Source organism: Synechococcus sp. CBW1006, assembly GCF_015840525.1.
Lineage (GTDB): Bacteria > Cyanobacteriota > Cyanobacteriia > PCC-6307 > Cyanobiaceae > CBW1002.
Window position 1 is genome coordinate 3,454,862 of the sequence record NZ_CP060396.1, and the last position, 20,720, is coordinate 3,475,581.

Annotated in this window: 20 protein-coding genes; 9 read left to right on the plus strand and 11 right to left on the minus strand. The window is 60.2% G+C overall.

Features of this window, described 5'->3' with window-relative positions:
- Positions 1 to 241 precede the first annotated feature (241 nt).
- Positions 242 to 1,588 (minus strand): HEAT repeat domain-containing protein, encoded by a 1,347-nt coding sequence (locus tag H8F26_RS17080; RefSeq protein WP_197155974.1) that lies wholly within the window; start codon positions 1,586 to 1,588, stop codon positions 242 to 244.
- A 430-nt stretch (positions 1,589 to 2,018) separates the two neighbouring features.
- Entirely contained in the window at positions 2,019 to 2,489 is a 471-nt protein-coding gene (locus H8F26_RS17085) for a DUF2656 family protein (protein WP_197155976.1), read from the minus strand.
- A 168-nt stretch (positions 2,490 to 2,657) separates the two neighbouring features.
- On the opposite strand from H8F26_RS17085, the gene H8F26_RS17090 reads away from it, so the two are divergent.
- The gene (locus H8F26_RS17090) at positions 2,658 to 3,503 is read left to right on the plus strand and encodes a HEAT repeat domain-containing protein (protein WP_231605319.1); all 846 of its coding nucleotides are present in this window, start codon (positions 2,658 to 2,660) and stop codon (positions 3,501 to 3,503) included.
- 33 nt (positions 3,504 to 3,536) lie between these two features.
- On the opposite strand, the gene H8F26_RS17095 is transcribed toward H8F26_RS17090, so the two are convergent.
- The 4 genes from H8F26_RS17095 to H8F26_RS17110 all read right to left on the minus strand — a co-directional run bounded on the left by H8F26_RS17095 (position 3,537) and on the right by H8F26_RS17110 (position 6,982).
- On the minus strand, positions 3,537 to 4,214 hold the full coding sequence (locus tag H8F26_RS17095) for a HEAT repeat domain-containing protein (RefSeq protein ID WP_231605320.1): 678 nt from the start codon (positions 4,212 to 4,214) through the stop codon (positions 3,537 to 3,539).
- Positions 4,215 to 4,260: 46 nt separating this feature from the next.
- Positions 4,261 to 4,755: a class 1 C-phycoerythrin subunit alpha gene (cpeA, locus tag H8F26_RS17100; RefSeq protein ID WP_197155979.1), complete on the minus strand. Its 495-nt coding sequence runs from the start codon at positions 4,753 to 4,755 to the stop codon at positions 4,261 to 4,263.
- Positions 4,756 to 4,807: 52 nt separating this feature from the next.
- Positions 4,808 to 5,368: a class 1 C-phycoerythrin subunit beta gene (gene cpeB / locus H8F26_RS17105; RefSeq protein WP_197159308.1), complete on the minus strand. Its 561-nt coding sequence runs from the start codon at positions 5,366 to 5,368 to the stop codon at positions 4,808 to 4,810.
- A 477-nt stretch (positions 5,369 to 5,845) separates the two neighbouring features.
- Positions 5,846 to 6,982 carry an IS5 family transposase gene (locus H8F26_RS17110; protein ID WP_197155982.1) on the minus strand — a complete coding sequence of 379 codons (1,137 nt, stop codon included), beginning with the start codon at positions 6,980 to 6,982 and terminating at the stop codon, positions 5,846 to 5,848.
- A 149-nt stretch (positions 6,983 to 7,131) separates the two neighbouring features.
- Between H8F26_RS17110 and H8F26_RS17115 the strand changes: the two genes are divergently transcribed.
- The 5 genes from H8F26_RS17115 (at position 7,132) to H8F26_RS17135 (ending at position 10,316) form a co-directional block, all read left to right on the plus strand.
- A complete protein-coding gene (locus tag H8F26_RS17115) occupies positions 7,132 to 7,347 on the plus strand; it encodes a hypothetical protein (RefSeq protein ID WP_197155985.1) in 216 nt (71 codons plus the stop codon).
- A gap of 116 nt (positions 7,348 to 7,463) precedes the next feature.
- Positions 7,464 to 8,177: a heme oxygenase (biliverdin-producing) gene (locus H8F26_RS17120; protein WP_197155987.1), complete on the plus strand. Its 714-nt coding sequence runs from the start codon at positions 7,464 to 7,466 to the stop codon at positions 8,175 to 8,177.
- Between the two features lie 28 nt (positions 8,178 to 8,205).
- Entirely contained in the window at positions 8,206 to 8,796 is a 591-nt protein-coding gene (locus tag H8F26_RS17125; protein ID WP_197155989.1) for a phycobiliprotein lyase, read from the plus strand.
- 9 nt (positions 8,797 to 8,805) lie between these two features.
- On the plus strand, positions 8,806 to 9,537 hold the full coding sequence (locus H8F26_RS17130; protein WP_197155991.1) for a 15,16-dihydrobiliverdin:ferredoxin oxidoreductase: 732 nt from the start codon (positions 8,806 to 8,808) through the stop codon (positions 9,535 to 9,537).
- Entirely contained in the window at positions 9,534 to 10,316 is a 783-nt protein-coding gene (locus H8F26_RS17135) for a phycoerythrobilin:ferredoxin oxidoreductase (protein ID WP_197155994.1), read from the plus strand. The genes H8F26_RS17130 and H8F26_RS17135 overlap by 4 nt, the downstream gene beginning before the upstream one ends.
- A 119-nt stretch (positions 10,317 to 10,435) precedes the next feature.
- Here the strand turns inward: H8F26_RS17135 and H8F26_RS17140 are convergent, their stop codons facing one another.
- Positions 10,436 to 10,663 carry a hypothetical protein gene (locus H8F26_RS17140; RefSeq protein WP_197155996.1) on the minus strand — a complete coding sequence of 76 codons (228 nt, stop codon included), beginning with the start codon at positions 10,661 to 10,663 and terminating at the stop codon, positions 10,436 to 10,438.
- A gap of 431 nt (positions 10,664 to 11,094) precedes the next feature.
- On the opposite strand from H8F26_RS17140, the gene H8F26_RS17145 reads away from it, so the two are divergent.
- Entirely contained in the window at positions 11,095 to 12,012 is a 918-nt protein-coding gene (locus tag H8F26_RS17145; RefSeq protein WP_197155999.1) for an NAD-dependent epimerase/dehydratase family protein, read from the plus strand.
- A 244-nt stretch (positions 12,013 to 12,256) separates the two neighbouring features.
- A complete protein-coding gene (locus H8F26_RS17150) occupies positions 12,257 to 12,400 on the plus strand; it encodes a hypothetical protein (RefSeq protein WP_197156000.1) in 144 nt (47 codons plus the stop codon).
- A 125-nt stretch (positions 12,401 to 12,525) separates the two neighbouring features.
- On the opposite strand, the gene H8F26_RS17155 is transcribed toward H8F26_RS17150, so the two are convergent.
- A complete protein-coding gene (locus tag H8F26_RS17155; protein WP_231605660.1) occupies positions 12,526 to 13,389 on the minus strand; it encodes an IS3 family transposase in 864 nt (287 codons plus the stop codon).
- A 359-nt stretch (positions 13,390 to 13,748) separates the two neighbouring features.
- Positions 13,749 to 15,005 carry an IS256 family transposase gene (locus H8F26_RS17160; protein WP_197156002.1) on the minus strand — a complete coding sequence of 419 codons (1,257 nt, stop codon included), beginning with the start codon at positions 15,003 to 15,005 and terminating at the stop codon, positions 13,749 to 13,751.
- A 323-nt stretch (positions 15,006 to 15,328) separates the two neighbouring features.
- On the opposite strand from H8F26_RS17160, the gene H8F26_RS17165 reads away from it, so the two are divergent.
- A complete protein-coding gene (locus H8F26_RS17165; protein WP_197156004.1) occupies positions 15,329 to 16,156 on the plus strand; it encodes a transposase in 828 nt (275 codons plus the stop codon).
- Positions 16,157 to 16,246: 90 nt separating this feature from the next.
- On the opposite strand, the gene H8F26_RS17170 is transcribed toward H8F26_RS17165, so the two are convergent.
- Positions 16,247 to 16,903: a hypothetical protein gene (locus H8F26_RS17170; protein ID WP_197156006.1), complete on the minus strand. Its 657-nt coding sequence runs from the start codon at positions 16,901 to 16,903 to the stop codon at positions 16,247 to 16,249.
- Between the two features lie 193 nt (positions 16,904 to 17,096).
- A complete protein-coding gene (gene mfd / locus H8F26_RS17175; protein ID WP_197156007.1) occupies positions 17,097 to 20,711 on the minus strand; it encodes a transcription-repair coupling factor in 3,615 nt (1,204 codons plus the stop codon).
- Between the last annotated feature and the right edge of the window lie 9 nt (positions 20,712 to 20,720).

Genomic DNA, 20,720 nt, shown 5'->3' on the forward strand with positions numbered 1-20,720 from the left:
TCTGATTTGTCGTGGGACTGATTTTATCTTTGAGACAGTTGATCAATCTCTGATTGAGCGCTTCGAACAATGTCTGCTTTCATTAGGAGGTGAGATCATTACAATTAGGGAAGTAGGCGCCTGGCCGATGGGCCCAAAGCGCACTTTCAAGATTCTTCGTGCATCTGCAAGAGTTCCACGGCCTGCAGCGCATGCCATAGTTAGCTATTGGGCAAACAATGGAAGTACGAAGACACGGTTTTCAGAAATCAGCGAATAGCCTAGCTACGCTCTGTTTCTTGCTCTCCACAAAAGCGCATGGATCAGTAAAGTTGTTAAACTGTGGCAGTACTTGAGTGCCGACTGACATTCCTGTTGACACCATCTGCTCTACCGCCATCCACGTCGCATAGCGGCATTCCCAGTTCGACTCCGCTTCAGGATCAAGCAGTTGTGCAAAATGCGACCTCAATCTGACGGGTTGAAGATCCAATAGAGCCAGAATCGCCGCTGGCCGAGACTTGGCAAACTGTGGCCGGCGGTTGAAGATGGCATCTTCGCAAAGCATTTCAACCTTACCCTTTTCGTCCCCCCAGCTATCAATCATGGAAAACAGGCGCAGAAAGAAGTAGTGAGCTCCATAGTCGTTGTGAGCCTCCTCCAGCCAACGCTGCTCAAGCAGAGGCCATAGGCGGTCACCCTGTTCGTCGGCAAGTGCTTGCAGCGCAAGATAGCAGCGGCTGAAATCAGTGCCAAACAACTCATTAATTAAAAACAGAGACTCTTGTTGTTCGGCATAGCGATGAACGAGTTGAAGGCTTGCAGGGGAGTCCAGTAGCAGCGAATCAAGTGTCTCCAAGAGCGATAGGCCGTTGCTCAGCGGCTGGGATTGAGGCCAGAGCAGACGCACCGCCCGCATCCGAAACACAGGCGAAACAGGTGCGCGCAGAACCTCCGCCAGCAGCTCTGTTGCGCCGGCATCAATCACATCCTGAATAGCCGACTGCCGGTCCATCTGATTAGGCAGAAACAGAAGTTCGCCAAGGCTCAGGATCCGATCTCTTGATCCGTCCAGAGTAGCCAAAGCCGCGATTGCTGCACCACGGACACCCGGGGCATCGTCATCTTGGAGAGACCTAATCTCAGGAACTGCTTGCACAAGCCCTAACCCCGCCAAACTCTGAATCAGCACACGCCGATTCTGTCGTTGATCTGCCAAAAGGGCCATCATCTGTTTGATGATATAGTGATCTTGGCAATCCAACTGATGTAAGGCCCAGGCAGCATTCTCCACTAAGTAATGGTCGTCACTGACTAGGCACGTGCCAATACTTTTGATCGCATCTCTGCAACCGAGGCGTGCCAACACTTCCACGGCTTTGCGTTTGGCGAGTAGGGTTGCCTGCGTGTCGTCAGAATCTGCGAGGAGCTGAAGCAAAGCAAATTCGGATTGCCTGCCTGGAAAGTTGAGCAATTGGGCCGCTGCCATGTAGCGATCACTGCTTGCCTCCAACTGGTCGACTGGTAGAGCCAGGATGCGCAAGGCCTCTTCCTGAGTAAGACCCGGATGTATGTTATTGAAGCGGGTTGAACTCACAGGTTCGTTCATCCTTGATTACATCGATCATTGTGCCATGCACTAACGATCACGGCAGCGCAGGCAGGTGTCAGAATGTGTAGCGATGGGTGAGCCCGACACGGCTTAGTGGCGGTCCGACTATACTACCCAAGAAAGCATGGCCACTAGAATGGGTGAGACATTTTACGTGAGCGTGATCGGATCCTTGAGTGGTGGGCACGTCGCATGCAGGACAATTCGAGTCCCACTGCAAACCCTGAGCGCCGTGATGCATGTACTTCGCCGGCAGGGATTGACACTGACTGTCAATAGCCTATCTAACACCCATGGTGATGACGGTGGAACACACCAGCCAAGTTCAACTAAGGCGAGCTTGGAAGCACTCCCATCAACTGAAGCCGAGCAGTCGGAGCCTGATCGGGCCAAAGAGAGTAAGCGCGGCAGCCGACAGTCAGCCAAGTCAGCCTCCAGGAGCAAGCGTACCTGAAGCTGACACCTGGAGCGGCTTGTAGAGCACCTCAAACACGCCATCGGCGGGGCGGCATGCCTTGAGTTGTTCCCATTGAATGCCCTCCAGAAAAGCAACTGCATCAGGAGTCTCGACGACGTCGACCCCCCAGGCGCCCAAACCGAGCGGAGAAGAGCTGGCTGCGGGGGTGTCCCTACGCCCTCCAAGCGCTAAAAAAACGTGCTGAACACTGTGGCCGCATTCGCTGCGTAGTGAGGACCAACCTCGCACCAGTTCCTCGGCAAAACGTGCGGCATCCAGCGGGCTCTCCATCTGGAGACGCCAGTGAGGGTGGGAGAGTGCTTCCGCAGAGGTGACCTCTGGGCAGAACCGTTTCAGCCCTTCCGCCAGTTTCTGCCCATCCCAAGGGGGGCAAGAATCACTGGCCACCTGCAGGTTGTGGGATACGAAGAAGGTCGTCATTGCTTTGCGCCAATGAAGTACATGTTACGGGGAGACACGCCAGCCGGGTGCCGACTGGCTGAGCGTCAAGAATAGGTGCTGGGATGCCGCGCCACCTTGATCCACCAGACTCAACCAGTTACGCCAGAATCGACGTCCACCTCCCTCAGTGAAGCGGAAGCAGCCCTGTTGGCTTCGGAGCTGAAGCGCCAGTTGCGTGCGGGAGATCGCCCCCCCGGAGATCAGGAGTTGATCAACAAGATGGTGGCGGGGCTCGGCGATCCACGGGGTCTGATGCGGCTCACCTTTGCCGAGAGCCTCGGTGCCGTCGGTTCCGTAGCCGTTCCGGCTCTGTGCCAGGCCCTGCGAACCCACGACAATGTGACCGTACGCCGTGCAGCCGCCAAAACTCTCACCCTGATCGGTGATCCGGTTGCCCTCCCCGACCTCCTGGCTGCACTTCTCAATGATCCGGATCCAGTCGTGCAAGGCTCCGCCGTTGGTGCTATGGCCGCCACCGGCGAGTGCGCCGTGGAGGCTCTGATCGCTGTTCTCTCCAATCCCGAAAGCACCGCCATGCACATGGGTCTGGCCAGCTGGGGACTTGCCTTCGTCGGTGCCCAGGCACCAGAAGCACTGCGCCGTGCCGCCCGTTCTGCTCACACTGAAGTGCGTACGGCGGCCATTGCGGCCCTTGGTGAGCAGATCCAGGCCCTCAACGATCAAGAAGCCAGGTTGCTGGTGATCGAGGCTCTCGGCGATCCTGCTGAACTGGTGCGCGCAGAGGCCGCCACTCTGCTGGGGAAGCTGCATGATCCGATCTGGGCATCACCGCTCCTGCAGCCGTTGCTGCGCGACAGTTCGGATCAGGTACGCAAAAATGCCGCCCTTTCGTTGATGAAGCTGCGAGCCATGGATGCCATTTCCGAGCTTGAGGTTGCTCTCGCTGCAGAAGCCAGCGATCAAGTCAAACCTGTGCTGCAGGTTTCACTTCAGCAGCTGCGTAAACATCAACGAGATGTTGACGACGTCTGACGGATCTCTGAGCGTCATCGTGGTTGACCTCCATCAGGCTGATACCTGTCGGTTCCGTAGATCGTCCAACCTGGCTAACGAGGAGATCACCGTTTCCAGGACGTAGGGATCGGTGTTGTCGGCTGTGGACAACTCGATCAGACAAGCAGCCACATCCGGATGATCGATGACCGCCATGGCGGTCACAGCCGCCACTGCCTGCGCCTCGTTGTTCCCTCGGCAGACCTGGAGCAAGAGCGGCAGTGCCTGCATGCCAACCTGGCCAAGGGCCATCACAGCGGTGATCGCCACCACGGGGGATCCGTCATGCAAGGCGGCCTCAAGAACAGCCATGGCTTCAGGAGGAAAGTCGATGCCGGATCGATTGGAAGCGATCTGGGCATAGGCCTTCACACAACTGGCGCGCACTGTCGCATCGGAACTTGCGTGGAACTTGGCGGCAAGCGGCAGCATCGCCCGATCCGCGAAAACACCAAGAGCGCGCACCGCTGCCCTTCGCCTCACCACATCCTGATGATCCAGCATGAGAAGCAGCCGAGGCAGTGAAGCATCGGCATGGTGCCGAACCATCTCCAGAAACGCCTCTGTCTGCACGTAGGGATTGGGATGCCCAAGATCGTCGAACAGCTGATCGAGGGAGCCGGTGCTGGTGGCAGTAGCCATCGGGATGTTGACGTTACTAAGGGAAAGGCGGAAGAAACCTACAGTCAATAAAAAAGGGAGGCCTTAGGCCTCCCCCCGTGGAATCACCCCACAATCAGGAGAGGGAATTGATGGCGTAATCGAGGTAGCTCTTGAACTCGTTCAGAGCCTGAGGGCTCATGTCGCGAGGGGCGCAAGCCCGGTCACGGGTGTAGGTGAGTGCTTCTACGTAGGCGCCGGTGGGGAGGTTAAGGGTGCGGTAAACCTCACGGGCACCGGCAATACCCCACTCGTCGAGGGGGCCGGTGCCGCCCACCACCAAGCAGTAGTTGATCAGGCGCATGTAGTGGCCGAGATCGCGGTAGCACTTGTCAACCTTGGTCTGGTTGCTACCAGCTTCGCCCTGCTGCTTGAGATAGGGGTACTTCTTGAAGCAGGCATCGCCGGCCTCTCGCACAACTTTGTCCATTCCAGCAGCCAGCTTTTCAGCGGCTTCCAGGCGGGCAGTGGCGCGTTGAATGTTGCCCTGAACGGCCTCAAGGTCGTTCTGGCTGGGGAAGCGACCGCCGGCGTCAGCAGCGGTCACGACAGTAGTGACAACAGATTTCATTGAATGGTTCCTAGGATGGAAAAAGGGTGAAAAGACTACAGGATGAAGCCGATCAAGCCAGAGCGCTGGCTACGCGGTCGAAGTAGGAAGCTGCTTCGGCCACCAGTGCGGAGCAATCGCCCTGGATGGTTTCCATCTTGCGGAAACGGGTCTCGTCCGGATTGGTGCCGGTGGTGTTGGTTTCGTTGATGTGAGCGGTGGAAGACGCCTTCATGATTCCCACGGCACGGGCGGCGGACTGAAGGGGCACGCCCAGAGCGATGTAGGTCTCCTTCAGGCCGTTCAGGCAACGGTCGTCAAGAACGGAGGGATCACCGGCCAGCAAGGCATAGCTGATGTAACGCAACACGATCTCACCGTCGCGAAGGCATGCAGCCATGCGGCGATTGGGATAGCAGTTGCCACCGGCCTGGATCAGTCCGGTGTTCTCGCAGATCATGCCGGTGACCGCATCGGAGACGATGCAGGATGCATTGGAGGAGATGGCATTGACGGCGTCAAGACGCTTGTTGCCCGCAGCAACATAGCCACGAAGAGCAGCCAGTTCACCGGTGCCGATAGCAGCATTTTTTGAATCTGCGCTTAAAACAGCGCGGGAGAAGGCGTCGAGCATTTTGGGAGAAGCCTGGTTAGGGACTTGGGAAGCTTCTTTCGGGCTCGGGCATTTCGAAGTTGCCGCAAAGGCAATTGAAAAGCCGCTATTGAGCTGGTCCTGAGGATTGAAGCCCCATGAAACTAGCCTGACTGCATTGTCGGGGCTGCCGATAGGAGGGTAACGCAAGATTTCGTGATCAAAGCCCGATCGAGCGATTCCCAGGCCCTGGACTGCCGGCCCAGATGCGTTGGCGCGCAACTGATCTCTCGGGTTGGCCAAGGGCTCCCGTTTGGAGAATCTCCTCGGCCTGGGCCTAGGAGTTTGCGGAAAAACCGCCTGAGAAGTCGCGTTTTTCCCTCCTGAGACCTGGGCCGGAGCTCCTATCGGGCTGGTTTTCAGGGTTTCAGCGGCTCAGAGCTCCCCTTTTGGTGTGTTTTGCCGCATTGGGGCTCTCTGAGCGCGGCCGCCTGGCCACACCTCTGGGCAACCCGCTGGTCACGCCGCCGCCATCGCCGGTTTGAGCAGGTTGCCCAGGCGGATCAGGTTGTAGGCGATCACATTCAGGCCGAACACCGCACTCACCTTCTCGGTGCCGCGCAGCTTGAACTGGCGCAGACCTCCCCACTGTTTGATCCAGCCAAACACCTTCTCGATGCCGCGGCGGGCATGGATCGACTTGGCGTAGCCCACGTGGCGGGTGGTGCGGCCATCGATGGCGGAACCACCAGGGCGGCTGGTGTTCTGAGCGACATGCGGTGTCACGGCGATGCGGCGCATCTCGGCGACAAAGCCCTTGGTGTCGTAGTTCTTGTCGGCGCCGATGGTCTTCTGGTGGGCACCGGGGACGGCAGCCGCCATCGCTTTGGCGGCATCCCTCTCCCCGGTGCCCGTCGCTTGTGTGACGCGGCAGTCGACGATCAGGGCATGGCGGTTGTCCATGAGCACGTGCCCCCGGTAGCTGGGGAGTGCGGGGTGGGCCTTGGACTTCCGGCACAGCAGCGCGTCTGGATCGACGCTGGAGCGATGGGTCTTGTTGCTGAGCTTGATGCCGCGGAAATCCCCTTTCGCTCGCTTCTTGCCGGGCTTTGGAGCGCCAAAACCCTCGCCAGGGCCTGACGGCGGTGGCGGCGGATCGTCCTGCCCACAGGTCCGCTCCAGTGAGGCATGGGAGGCCCAGGCCTGCAGCAAGGTGCCATCGACGGAGAAGTGCTCGTCACTGAGCAGCGGCTTGACCTCGGGAGCACCCATCAGCTTCTCCAGGAACTTCCCCATCACCTGCTCGTTCAGCAGCCGCTCCCGGTTTTTTGTGAATGTGGTGGGATGCCAGATCGGATCATCTGGGCTCAGCCCCACAAACCAGCGGAACAGCAGGTTGTAGTGGAGCTGCTCGAGCAGCAACCGCTCCGAGCGGATGCCGTAGAACGCCTGCAGCAACGAGGCCAGCAGCAGTTGCTCCGGCGGCACTGATGGCCGGCCTTCTGCGGCGTACAGATCACAGAAGGTGGGATTGAGGCGATCGAGGGCCTGATCGGCCAGCTTGCGGATCCGCCGCAGCGGATGGCCGGCCGGGATCCGATCCTCAATCGACACGTAGGAGAACAGGGAGCCGCTGCGCTCCCGTTGACCTCGCATCTGGGCTGGACAGCTGGCCCATTCTCGCAGAGGTGGCCGGGTTTTTCAGCGAACTCCTAGCCCCCCCCCACCAGGGAGATTCGGGACGCAGTGATGACCCCTGGGGTCGTATGACTCCCTACCCTGGCCAGAGAAACCTTCTCCGCTCCATGACCGATCCCAGCCATCAGGACTGTCTCGAGTCAATCGAAGTGCTCACCGCTTACCGCGACCGCCTGGTCACCGATGTGAAGGCCATGGGCCAGCGGCTCAAGCTCCCCCAGAAGCAGGTGGAGGCCACCCTCTCCTCCCACGCCGAACTGCAGCGCATCGAAGCGGTCCTGATCCAGCTGGCTAGCCAACTCGATGCGAACGCTCCTTCCTGATCCGATGCAGACCAGCCGTGCATGCTTGGCCTTGCATTGAGGGCTGCAACTTCCTGAGCTGATCCCGGACGATCCTCCCTTAGGTTCAAGCCAGAATCCATTCGTTCCTTGTAGCCATGGCTGTCAACCTTGCTCTCCAGCTGCGGGAGGGGACAAAGAAGGCCCACACCATGGCTGAGAACACAGGCTTCGTGAGCTGCTTCCTCAAGGGGGTGGTCGACAAGGCCAGCTACCGCACCCTGGTGGGTGATCTCTGGCATGTGTACAGCGCCATGGAGGAGGAGATCGGCAAACTCGCCGATCACCCGGTTGTGGGTCCGATCAGTTTCCCCCAGCTCAACCGGCGGCCTGCACTGGAGCAGGACCTGGCCTTCTACTTCGGCCCTGACTGGCGACATCAGGTCAAAGCCACCCCAGGCGCCCAGGACTACGTGGCCCGCATCCACGAGGTGGCCCAGACGGCCCCTGAGCTGCTGGTGGGTCACCACTACACGCGCTACATCGGCGACCTTTCCGGGGGCCAGATCCTCAAGAACATCGCCCAGAAGGCCATGAGCCTGGGCGAGCACGACGGCTTGCGCTTCTACGAGTTCGATGCCATCGACGACGAAAAGGCCTTCAAGACCAACTACCGCACCATCCTCGACAGCCTCCCCATCGATCAGACCTTGGCAGACCGCATCGTGGCGGAGGCGAACCAGGCCTTCCACTGCAATATGAAGATGTTCCAGGAACTGGAGGGAAATCTGGTCGCCGCCATCGGGAAGGTTCTTTTCGGCTTCCTCACCCGGCGACTCCGGACCGGCAGCACCGAGGCCGTGGTCGCCTGAGAACATGGCAGTGCTTCCACCGTTGACCATGGCGGATTTCCTGGGCGCCAGCTCCGGAACTTGGCTGACGCGCCGCGCCGTGCACCATCTGGATCACCAGGACGACGAAGCCGGTGACTCCAATCTCACCATCGAGCCTTTTGGTGCATCAGATTCGGCTGTACGGAAGATCTGCGAAAGCCTTGGGGTGGCCACAAGCCAGGTAAGAGGTGGTGCGCGCTTCTGGTGGGAGAGCAACCTTAAGGAGAACAGTCGCAGTGAGGACCATGCCGCCGTTCTGCTAGATGTTGTGAACATTGAGAACCCACGCCATGGATTTCTACTCCGGGACAAGGGCTACATAGAGAAACAACCCGTGATCAGCAACTATTGCTTTGCCGAGGACGGCATGCTCACCATTACCACTCGTTACGACACGAATGTAGGGATAGAGCGCTGCTGGTTCGTCACCGAAGGCGTACGCATCCGTGTAAGCAGTGTGCAATTCCTTGATGGCGTCAGCATGACGACTTACTGCACCGAGCTGCGCTGCCCCAATGGCGCTCAGCTGGAAGCCATCAGGGCAACGGCACGGGAGCGTTTCCCACCCGCCTCACAGCCGCCTGCTTCAGCAAGCTAACTGCACACCATGTTCGATCCCTTCCTCGACGAGCTTCACGCACAGATCCGGTCCAGGGGAGGCGAATCCCTGCAGATACCGAACGGCCTGGCAGAGTGCCGCTCTGCCAAGGGCACCAGCGTGATCCGCAGTTGGCTCTGGCAGTTGCCTGGCATTCGCCGGTGGCGGGTGACCCGGCTTGATGCCGGGGAGAGCCTCCAGGTGCTCAATTCCGTAGCGTATCCCGAATTCAACCGCGATCAGCCACTGCTGGGGATCGACCTGCTGTGGTTCGGAACCCGCCAAAAACTGGTCGCAGTTCTCGATTTCCAACCTTTGCTCCAGACGCCGGAGTATCTGGCCCATCACCTGGAAGATCTGCGGCAGCTTCATGAGCGATTCCCAGACCTGAACGGCGAGGAAACCATGCGCTCTTACGATCCGCACCAGTACTTCTCGCCATGGCTTCTCTTCTGCAGGGGTAACGCCGAACAAGCCGAGGGTTCGCTGCCTGCGGCGTTCACGGCGTTCCTCGCCAGCTACTGGGCCCTCCATGACCGCCCCCAAACGGTCGCTGGCCTGAATCCGGAAGAGGTACAACGCCTTCAGGATGCTTACGACGTATACAGCGCAGAACGAGATCCCGCCCATGGTCTCTTCACCAGCCATTTCGGCAAAGCCTGGTCGGATCGCTTCCTGAAGGAGTTTCTGTTCCCCGGCAGTGGCCCTGTACCGGCTCCTCCCACCGAGATTTCCCGATGACGTCTTCCGCCCTGCCCCAGCCTTGCAGCCTCGATCCCGTTGCCCTTGGCGGCTGGCGTTGGGCCCCCTTCCTCGACCATGCGGTCGCCGCTCTGCAGCCGTTCGAGCCGGCCGCCTATCCGATCGAAGCGCAGTTTCTTCGTCGTGAGGGGATCGCCGGCTCCAAGGCCCAGCCGGTTGCTGTGACCACCGCCTCCTGGGGCTGCAGCACGTCGAAACTACGGCAGGTGCGGGCGGCCTGCGTGGAAGCGGGCAGTGCCGCCTCAGTGCTGAACTTCGTGGCTAATCCCTCCTGTGATTTCGATCTGCCATTCTTCGGCGCCGATCTGGTCACCTTGCCGTCGGGTCACCTGATCGCGCTTGACCTTCAGCCAGCCTTGAAGGCCGACCAACGACACACCACCCCTGTGTGGGAGCGACTGCTGCCAATCTGGGAGCAGTGGCAGAAGGTTCTTCCCTCGGGTGGGCCGATTCCAGCCGAGGCTGAGCCTTACTTCTCGCCAGGATTCCTCTGGACAAGGCTTCCCTTGGAGGGCGACGGCGACACACTGATCGAGAGCGCAGTGTTCCCGGCCTTCGTGGCCTACCTTGACCTTTACCTCCAGCTGGTGGCCGAGGCGGAGCCCGTGAGCGACGAGCGCCGCCAAGAGCTGCTGGCCGGGCAGCACCGTTATGTGGCTTACCGCGCGGAGAAGGATCCAGCCCGCGGGATGCTCAGTCGATTCCATGGGAAGGAGTGGACCGAAGCCTACATCCACAGGGTTCTTTTCGACCTCTGAGATCAGCCCTACCGGCAGAAAGGGACGGCCGTGGCAGCTCCGACCATGGCACCCATTTTTTCATTTTGGTTTTCCTGTTCGGGCTCGGTCTGCTCAATGGCTGCCTCTCCGCATCGCTATCACCGGGACGGAACTTCGGCATGCTCTTTGGCCTGATGCACCACCGCGCTTTGCGCGATTACGTTAGCGGGTTGCCCTGCCGGTACGCCGTGCCCGCTCCCCCTGTCGCTCTCACCTTTGATCAGGATGCTCGTGCTGCGGACCACCAGCCGGTCGCCCGGAGCCATCGTCATGGCGTTAATGGAGATGACATTCTCCCACTCGCTGAACGGCTGGTTGCTTGACACCAGCAGGGATTTCCGTATCAGCAGTGGTGAGATAGACCAGCACTGTCAATCTAACCATTAATCTTCGATTCGATAGACGCTGAAAACCTTGGTGACAGACCTGTCTTCGTTGGCTCCAGTCCCTTCGGGGCCAAAGGTCACTTGAAACCACCAATTGCGACCGTCATCGCTGCGCCGGTGCACTTTATCGCTCCGCATGTCCCGGTCGATGAGGGCCAGAACGAGGGCGTCACCACTGCAACCTGGACAGGTCACCCGAAAGCCCTCCAGTCCCTCCCCAGTGATCCGGAAGTTGGACATTGGAACAGCGCGCCTCAAACCACCCTCTCACGCAAGGCAGAGCCAGAAAGCCTCCTGATGGAGAGAAACGGTAGGCACGAACACACACATCAGCGATCTGTTGGCTAAGGTTTAAGAAACGTAACAGTTGAATGACGCCCTCTCCTGATCTGGCATCGCTTTACCAGTTGCTGGCCAAGGAGCGACGCCCCATCCTGCCCTCCGGTGAACGGCGCGCCATCCTTGGTTGCGGCTACGTGGGTAAGGCGGTCGCCAAGGACTGGAAGCAAGAGGGGCATGAACTCTGGGGAACCACAACCCGACATGAACGCTTGACTGAGCTGGCCGAGCTCGTTGATTCGCCAGTAGTTTTTGATTCCACAGATTCCCGGAGCAGCCTTGACTTTTTCGGGAATCTTGATGGGATTCTGGTGTCGTTTGCACCTTCGAAGAGTGCTCAGGTTGATGTCGTTCAATACCGAGAAACATTTCTTGGCGGAATTCAAGTTTTACTTGATGCCTTGGGTCGGCGTCCAAGCGATGCCCCTCTTCAATTGGTCCATCTGAGTAGTTGCGGCGTCTATGGCAACCGGCGTGGTGCATTAACAGATGAGAGTGACCCACTCGACTCGTTTCACCCGGTCAATGAGGTGCTGGCAAGAGCCGAAGAGATGATTCAATCCGTCCGATCAGAGAACATCAATGTCTGCATTCTACGACTGGGCGGTATCTATGGGCCTGGACGCGATATTCCTGGCATGCTCCTCTCAGCGGCAGGCGGACTCGTACAGCGCAATGGTCGGAATGTGCCTTGCTGGATTCATCTTGATGATATTGTTCGTGGCGTTTCATTCGCTTTTGAACGCAATCTCAATGACACCTACAATCTGGTGAATGACACCCAGCTCACCGGTCAGGAGCTCAGCGATCGACTGTGCGAGCAGGCTGGCCTGCCGATGACAAGATGGTTGACGATGGACACAACCGATCGTGTGCTCAACGCCAGAGTGAGCAATGCCAAGCTCAAGCAACTTGGCTTCACTTTGACTCAGCCATGTATGGCGGACTGATGGAGGTGTTCAACCCTTCGATCCAGCAAATGCTCCTCACCGTATTCAATCATAAGATGCACAAAGTTGCCTGGGTTCAACAGGCAGCCAAAGTTCAGATCGAATGGCCCCTTGGGCAAACTTGCTGGCAGACTACACAATAGATTGTCGTTAAATAGCCGTTCCAATCATACTTCTGAAAATTTTTAGCATCAAATTCATCGATCAGATGCCCTGCAGTCGTGCGATCTGGCCACTGGCCGGGTTGTACCACCTGCTCTACCCCAGACCAGCCGGTGATTGTCTGAAAAAGATCGTGCTGGCAAGCTGGTTTGTCCCGAACCGGATCCACGGCCGCTCGCTGGCAGCGAAGGGTGTTGCGGCGATCGATTTCAGGATCATGGTTTGATCATCCTGCCGCGGATAGAGCAATCATCGTGGATCTGGAGCGGGAAGTGAAGAAATTAACTTCATGGCCTGTGCGGCCAACACTTCCATCCATCTCTAGGCTTGACTGACTAAGGTGGATGGCTTTTATTGGACAGATTCGGCCCCTGACATCGTTAACTCCGGGCGGGAGGAACAGGGTTTGGTCTCAGTGTAGACCTCATGGGGAGTTTTGCCTCCCAGGGAGCTGTGTGGTCTTACATGGCCATACCTCCAGAAGAAGCGGGCCAGGCTGATCTCAGCTTCCCAGCCATCGCCATAGGCGCGGAGGTAGACCTCCTCATATTTGACGGTGCGCCAGAGCCTCTCCACCAGGATGTTGTCAAAGCACCGCCCCCTGCCTGACCAGCTGATCTTGATGTCTTCTGCCTTGAGCCGCGCCACGAAGCCTCCAGAGGTGAATTGACACCCCTGATCCGAGTGAAAGATCTGTGGCTTGCGGCCACTGGCCAGAGCCATCTCCAGGGCCTCCAGGCAAAACTCCGTGTCAAGGCTGTTGGAGAGTTTCCAGCTGAGCACATGCCGTGAGAACAGATCGACAACGGCCACCAGGTACAGGAAGCCTTTCCGCAGCGGGATGTAGGTAATATCCGTCGCCCAGACCTCATCTGGGGCCTTGAGCTGCTGGAGGTCCACCAGGCAGGGAAAACGCTCGGATGGGCTACCAGGAACTGTTGTCCTTGGTCTCTGATAGATCGCCCGTAAACCCATGCGCCGCATGAGGTTTCGGACACGGTCACGGCTGATGGGGATTCCTTCTCTGTCCAGGTACTGCACCATTCGCCGGCTACCGGTGGTGGGATCCTCCAGGTACAAGGCATCGATCCTTGCCATGATCCGCAGGGTGGACTCATTGATAGGCACGGGCTTGTAGTAGAGGGTCGATCGTGACAATCCGAGGAGCTCGCACTGGCGGCTGACCGTGAGCTCAGGATGGTCATGATCGACCAGTTTGCGTAGTACACGGGCATCAGAGCAGTTGAGACTTTTTTTTCAGCCACTCCAGCTCCATCTGGAGCTTGCCGATCTGCTGGAACAGCTCAGCCTCCTTGGCCTGGCTCTCGTCCTTGGCCTGTGTCTTGTTGCCACGGGTGAACAGGTCGCTGGCACCCTCCAGGGTAGCGCCCCTTCGAGTGGTGTAACTCAGGAGGTCCTGTGACCCTTTCAGGAGGGTGATCAGGAGCAGTCAGGGGATGACTGCTTGGGAGCTGATTGCGCAGCTCCATCGTTCCACTATGAACCCTGATCGCTGAATGTGCAACTCAGCGATCGAGGGGATTCGTGTAGATCGAGGAAGGAGTTGGTGCGTTTCAGCTCATGGCTACTGCCGCCCGCTTGGCCGGATCACCATCGGTGGGCTCCAACATTTCCTCGAGCTCGGGGATTTTTGCCATGGTGGCCTCGGAGAAGAAGCGGCGGCGCTCCAGCTGCCATTCCTCCTGCTGCTCCAGCAGCTGACTGCCCACCAACCGCACGATCGCGGCGTCATTGGGGAAGATGCCGACCACGTTGGTGCGGCGTTTGATCTCCTTGTTGAGGCGCTCGAGCGGGTTGGTACTCCAGATCTTGCGCCAGTGCTCCTGGGGGAAGTGCAGGAAGGCCAGCACGTCGTCCCGGGCGGCTTCCATCACGGGCACGGCGCCGGGGAACTGCTTGCGCAGCATCTCGGTGACCTGCTGCCAGTGGGCTCTGACCTGCTCAGGCTTCTGGATCACGAACACCGCTTTCATCGCCGCCGCCACCATGTCCTGGCCAACCTTTGGGACATGACTCAGGAGGTTGCGCAGGAAGTGCACTCGGCACCGCTGCCAGCTGCTGCCCTGGAACATGCGCTTGATCGCGGCTGTCAGCCCCAGGTGGGCATCCGAAATCACCAGCCGCGTGCCAGTCAGGCCACGCTCTTTGAGTGAGCCCAGGAACTGGCGCCAGAAGCCCTCGGCCTCGCTGTCGCCCACGGCGATTCCCAGTACCTCGCGGTAGCCGAGGGCATTGATCCCGATCGCCACCACCACCGCCCGGGAGACCACCTGCAGGTTGCGGCCCAGACGGCCGTGAAGGTAGGTCGCGTCGAGGTAGACGTAGGGGAAGCTGGCATGCTCCAGTGGCCGGCCCAGAAAGGCTTTGACCTGCTCATCAAGGCCCTGGCAGATGCGACTCACCTCCGATTTGGAGATGCCGCTGTCGCCGCCCAGAGCCTCCACCAGGGCGTCGACTTTGCGGGTGGAGATGCCGCCGGTGTAGGCCTCCATCACCACGGCGTAGAGGGCCTTGTCGATCCGCCGTCGGGGCTCCAGCCAGTCGGGCAAGAAGCTGCCCTGCCTCAGCTTTGGGATGGCCAGGGTCAGGTCGCCCACCTGGGTGGTGAGCAGTCGCCTGCGGTAGCCGTTGCGGTGCGTAGAGCGCTGATCGGGGCAACGCTCGTGGAGTTGGGCTCCGGTGAGCGCGGAAACCTCGGCCTCTAGCAGGTCCTGAAAGCCCCGACGCACGATCTCCGGGATCAACGCGCCAGCGGTGGTGCCCTCCATGAGCTGTCTCAGCTCGGAGGCGCCACTATGGGAAAGGGTCATGGTCTGTGTTCGGTTTGGTGGTAGTGCTCCGAACAGGGTCACAGACCGGCCCACCCATTGCCATAACAGAGAACTGAGGGAGGCGAGCCGTCAGCCCCGGCTACGCCGGGGCTGCTCCTCCTGAGTTACACCACTCCACGGGACGCTGCTTTGATGCCAGTTGCACTCCAGCCGACATCACCTATCCCAGAGACCTCAAGCTCCTCAACGAGGCTCGCACAACGACCGAGGGAGTCATTGATGATCTGTGCAGTCAGTCATCGGGATTCAGGAGACATCGACCTCGCTACGACCGTGGCCTTGCTCGTGCTCATTTCCTGAGAGTGGCGAAGCAAAAACGACCACGTCGCCGCAAAGTGAAGGCTGCCATTAAACATCAGCTTGGCTATGTGCGGCAGAATCTCAAGGCCATTGATGCTCTGATCGGCTGCGGGGCAAGGCTTTCCGAGCTTAAGAGGCATTGGTGGCAGAAGTTGTTGGCCTGCAGCGAGTTGGAGCGGCAACAGGGCCTTCTGCTCGCCTCTCAGACCAACAGCATTCCAGACCGCCTGGTGAATCTTGTGCAGACCCATATCCGCCCAATGGTGCGAGGCAAAGCACGTGCTGCGGTGGAGTTTGGAGCCAAAATCAGTGTTTCGGTTCATAACGGCTTTCCGTTCTTGCACCGCATAAGCTGGAACCCCTACAACGAAGGAGAAGGCCTTATCGCTCAGGCGGAAAAATACAAGCTGGATACAGGATCTTACCCAGAGCGAATCTGCGCCGACCGGATTTATATCACGGCCAAGAATAGGCATTTCTGCACGAGGAACGGTATTCGCCTCTCCGGCAAGCGATTGGGTCGCCCGCCCAAGGATCCTGATGTCACCACTGCACACAAGCACCAGCTCCGATCTGATCAAGCTCGACGCAATGAAGTGGAAGGCGTCTTTGGCTCTGGAAAGCGCAAGTATTCCCTGGATCTGATCATGGCTCGTCTACCAGCTGGTGCCGAATCCTCCATCTCGATGGCCTTTGTCGTGATGTGCGCGGAAAAGGTCTTGAGGCTGCTGCGCCTCTTTTTTGTCCTTCTTTATGGGTGGATCTACAGCTTTTTGATGGCCTGGTCAGCGATCAGAGCGCCTGAGGGCATCTGCAAGCCAGGCTTTTGAGATCTGGCCGACTTGATGTCATCGCGCTTGCCAGCCTGATTAACGCGAAGCAAACGGACGAATCCGGCGCCGATGGGCCGAGAATCTTTTTCAGGAGTCCCTAGCATAGATCCTGCGTAGGTTGGCGATCGCCACATCACTTAGCCCTGATGCTGACGCATCGATTGACAGGGCCGCTTCCACCTGGACAGGGTCGGGTGAGCGAAGCTGGATGCCTGTGATTGTCTGCAACAGATCAAGATCGGCTTTCCAGGTCTCCGCCTTGAACACACGATCAACATAGAGCTTTTCCTTGAACTCCAGGAACCTATGCTGAGGTCGAAACAGGGGATGGGACAGCAACGGTGAATCGGCTTCAACGTTGGCGGCAATCGCATCTGCTGACGATCCAAAACGCATCAATTCACGGCGTAAAGCGGTCAGCTGAGTGATCTGCTGGCCCGCATCCACACGGCGCATAACCGCGAGAAAGCGATCGATCGGATGACGGACAAAAGCATAGACAAACGCTGAACTGAAGAACAGCCGATCGCACCTGAAACATTCCTCCACCGTCAGAGGCCTGATCTGGAAACCAAGATAGGCATCAAGGAAAAGATCTCCGCCACTGCATGGGATCGGCAGAAAGATCAGATTGTCACGACGAAATTGCGGTGGGAAAACGTCGTTCTGGTAATTGCGAATCAGGCGCAGGCGCTCGCTGAGCGCCTTGGAGGCTTTGGAGGCGGAAAGGAGCTGGCTGAACATCAGAAGAATAAACGAGCCTCCAGACCAACCCTGTTCCAGCCGGCCAGCCGTGTCATCTCACCTGCGGGCGGGAACAGAACATCCGGCTTGCGTCTGGGCCATGGGCTGGCTCCTGGAGCATGGGCTTGCGCCTGGGCAGCTGGTTCTGTTCATGGTGGTTGGCCACCACAGCGATCACTGCCATCATCGCCGTTCAAAGGCTCAGCACCGCCTGGTTCTGGGCCTTCATCTGCGCTGCCCGCTCAGTCTCGGTGAGGCCGTCCGCCCCGGGGATCTGGGCGGCCATCTGGTTGAGCCATTCCATCAGCTGGTCCAGCTGCTTATCCATCGGCAGCACCCCCAGGCCACGGGCCAGCACCTTGGCGGTGCTGCCACTACCGGCCTGATAGACTAACCGGCCGTGCAGGTGCTGGGGCAGACCCTGACGCAGCAGGCGGAAGGCGGGCTCCTCCATCGGTGTTTCCAGGGCGATGTTGGGTTTCTCTGATTTGATGCGGGAGAAGCCGCAACGCCTGGCCAGCAGCTTCAGCTTCATCAGCTGCAGCAGCGAGATCACCGGTGCCGGGATGGCGCCATAGCGATCGACCCAGCCGGCGGCCAGCTCCACCAGAGCCTCCTGGCTGGAGCAGTCGGCAGCCGCCCGGTAGGCCGCCATCTTCTCGTCGTTCTCGGTGATCCAGTCGCCTGGGATAAAGGCCGTGATCGGTAGATCGATCTGGGTGTCGTCCACGGCGGGGATGTCCTGCCCCTGGATCTCCGCGAGGGATTCCTGCAGCATCTCCATATAGAGATCGAAGCCGATCGTTTCCATCTGGCCGCTCTGCTCCACCCCCAGCAGATTGCCCACGCCGCGGATCTCCATGTCGCGCATGGCCAGCTGGTAGCCACTGCCGAGCTGGGCGAATTCCTGAATCGCCCGCAGCCGTTGCCGCGCCGCTTCACTGAGGGACGCATCACCGGGATAGAACAGCCAGGCATGGGCCTGGATGCCGCTGCGTCCTACCCGACCACGCAGCTGATAGAGCTGGGCCAGGCCGAATTTGTGGGCATCCTCGATCAGGATCGTGTTGACGCGGGGAATATCCAGACCGCTCTCCACGATCGTGGTGCAGAGCATCAGATCGGCCTCACCGGCATTGAACGCCACCATGGCGCTCTCCAGTTCTCCCTCCGCCATCTGGCCGTGGGCCACCAGCAGCCGCAACCCCGGCAGCATCACCCGCAGCTGGGCGGCCACCTCCTCAATCCCCTGCACCCGCGGCACCACATAGAACACCTGGCCACCGCGATCCAGTTCCTGACGGATGGCACTGCGCACCGCCTCTTCATCCAGGGAGGCCAGATGGGTCTTGATCGGGCGACGCATCGGCGGCGGCGTGGTGATCAGGCTCATTTCCCGCACCCCCGACAGGCTCATGTAGAGGGTGCGGGGGATCGGCGTGGCCGAGAGGGTGAGCACATCCACATCCTTCCGCAGTGCCTTGATCTTTTCCTTCTGATTCACACCGAAACGCTGCTCCTCATCCACCACCAGCAGGCCCAGCTGCTGAAAGCGGGTGCCCTTGCCCAGCAGCTGATGGGTGCCCACCACCACATCCACGGTGCCGGCGGCCAGCCCCTCGCTGATCGCCTTGCGTTCGGTAGCGGTGCGGAAGCGGTTCAGCAGGCTCACCTTGAGCGGATAGGGGGCAAAACGCTCACTCAAGGTGCGCCAGTGCTGCTGCGCCAGCACCGTGGTGGGGGCCAGCATCGCCACCTGCTTGCCTGCAGTGACGGCCTTGAAGATGGCGCGGATCGCCACCTCGGTCTTGCCGAAGCCCACGTCGCCGCAGACCAGCCGATCCATCGGCTTGGACTGCTCCATGTCACGCTTGACGTCCGCGATCGCCTTCACCTGATCGGGGGTGGGTTCGTAGGGGAACGAGTCTTCGAGTTCGTTCTGCCAGGGGCCATCCGCGGGGAAGGCAAACCCCGGTGCCTGGTGCCGTTCGGCGTAGAGCTTCACCAGATCGAGCGCCACCTTGCGGATCGCCTTCTGGGCCCGCTCCTTGGCCCTGGTCCAGGCCACACCGCCCATGCGGTTCAGATCCGGCGGGTTGTCGCTGGTGGCGCGGTAGCGGCCGAGGCTGCCCAGCTGGTCGGCGGCGACGCGCAGCAACCCATCGGCGTATTGCACCACCAGGTAATCGCGCGATTCACCGCTGATCACCAGCTTTTCCAGCTTCAGGAAGCGGCCGATGCCATGGTTGCGGTGCACCACGAAATCACCCGGCTGCATCTTGTTCGGGTCGACCGTGCGACTGGCGGCCTTGCGACGCCGGCGCACATAGCCTGTGGCCGCAAGGGCGTGCTGGCCGAAGAACTCGCGATCGGTGATCAGTACCAGCTTCCAGGCCGGCAATTGCAGGCCCTCGATCTCAGCGGTGCCCCGCGTCTTGAGCGCCACGGGGGTGTACTGCTCGATCAATCGATCGATGGCCGGAAAGTCGGCCGGATTGGGAACGAAGCGGGCGAGGCAGTCGTGTTCCTCCAGCAGGGCAACGGCGCGGCTGGGCTGGGCCGAGAGCAGCCACACTCTTGCCTTCTCCGCCACGAAGCCCTTGACCAGGCCCGCCAGCTTGCCGAAGGCGTTGGGATAGGCCGGCACCGAGCGGCTGGCCAGATCCAGGCTGTTGGGGTGGTTGTCGGTCTCGTGCAGTTCCGCCAGATCAAAGCCGGCGAAGCCATCGGTCTGCTCCAGGGCCTCGAGCGGCGGACGGTGCAGCAGCGGCGGCAGCAGGGCAGCGATGGCGGCGGCATCGGTGTCGCCCGAGGCCCGCGCCAATTCCTCGCAGACATCGCGGTAGTGGTCGCCGGCGTGGTCGACCCACAGCTGGCCATGGGAGAGGCAATGGCGCCGCTCATCCACCGCGATCAGGGTGTTGGCCGGCAGATAGCTGAGCAGTGAGGCGGGTCGCTCCCAGGCCAGACCCAGCAGGCGCCGCATCCCCTCCGGCGTGCCGCCCTCCAGCAACTGCTCAGTGGCCTCGGGGCTGAGCAGCTGCTCCAGCCCATCGGGCATCGACTCGCGCAGGGCCTCGGCGATCAGCGGGCCATAGCCGGTGGGGGTGAGCCGCACCACGGCGATCCCATCAAGGGAGCGCTGCGAGGCCGGATCGAACTCCCGCAGCTTCTCCAGCTCCTCGCCGAAGAACTCCAGCCGCACGGGCAGCTCGGCACTCACTGGAAACACATCGACGATGTCGCCGCGGCGGCTCCAGCTGCCCTCCTGCTCGATCGTGGGCACCCGCTCGTAACCCAGGCGCGTCAGCGTTGCAGCCAGCACCTCGAGATCGACCGTATCGCCCTTGCGCAAGCTCAGGCACTCGGCTCTGAGGGCTTCGGGCGGCGGAAGGTGTGGCTGGAGAGCCCGCTCCGTGGCGACGATGGCAAGGCGACGGGCGTTGCCAGTCTTCGCCCCCTGCTCCGTCCCGTCCAGCAGTTCGCTGAGCACCTGCAGCTGACCCCAGGTGATCTCACTGGTGGGATCAAAGGGCTCGTAGGGGCTGCCCTCGCTGGTGGGGTAGAGCTGGCAGCTGCCCCAGCCCATCAGCTCCAGCAGGGCCGCCCAGCGGCCGGCTTCCTCAAGGGTGGGCACCACCACCAGCAGCGGCGCGTCGGCGGCCCCCGCCAGGGCACTGCTGACCAGGGCCCGCGCCGCCCGGCCGGCACCGCTCAGCCGCAGGCGCTGGGGCCGCTTGCTGCGCTCCAGCACCTCACTGGTGAGGGTCGCCTGCTGCAGCTGACGCACCAGGGCGGTGAGGGGCATCGGGAGCTG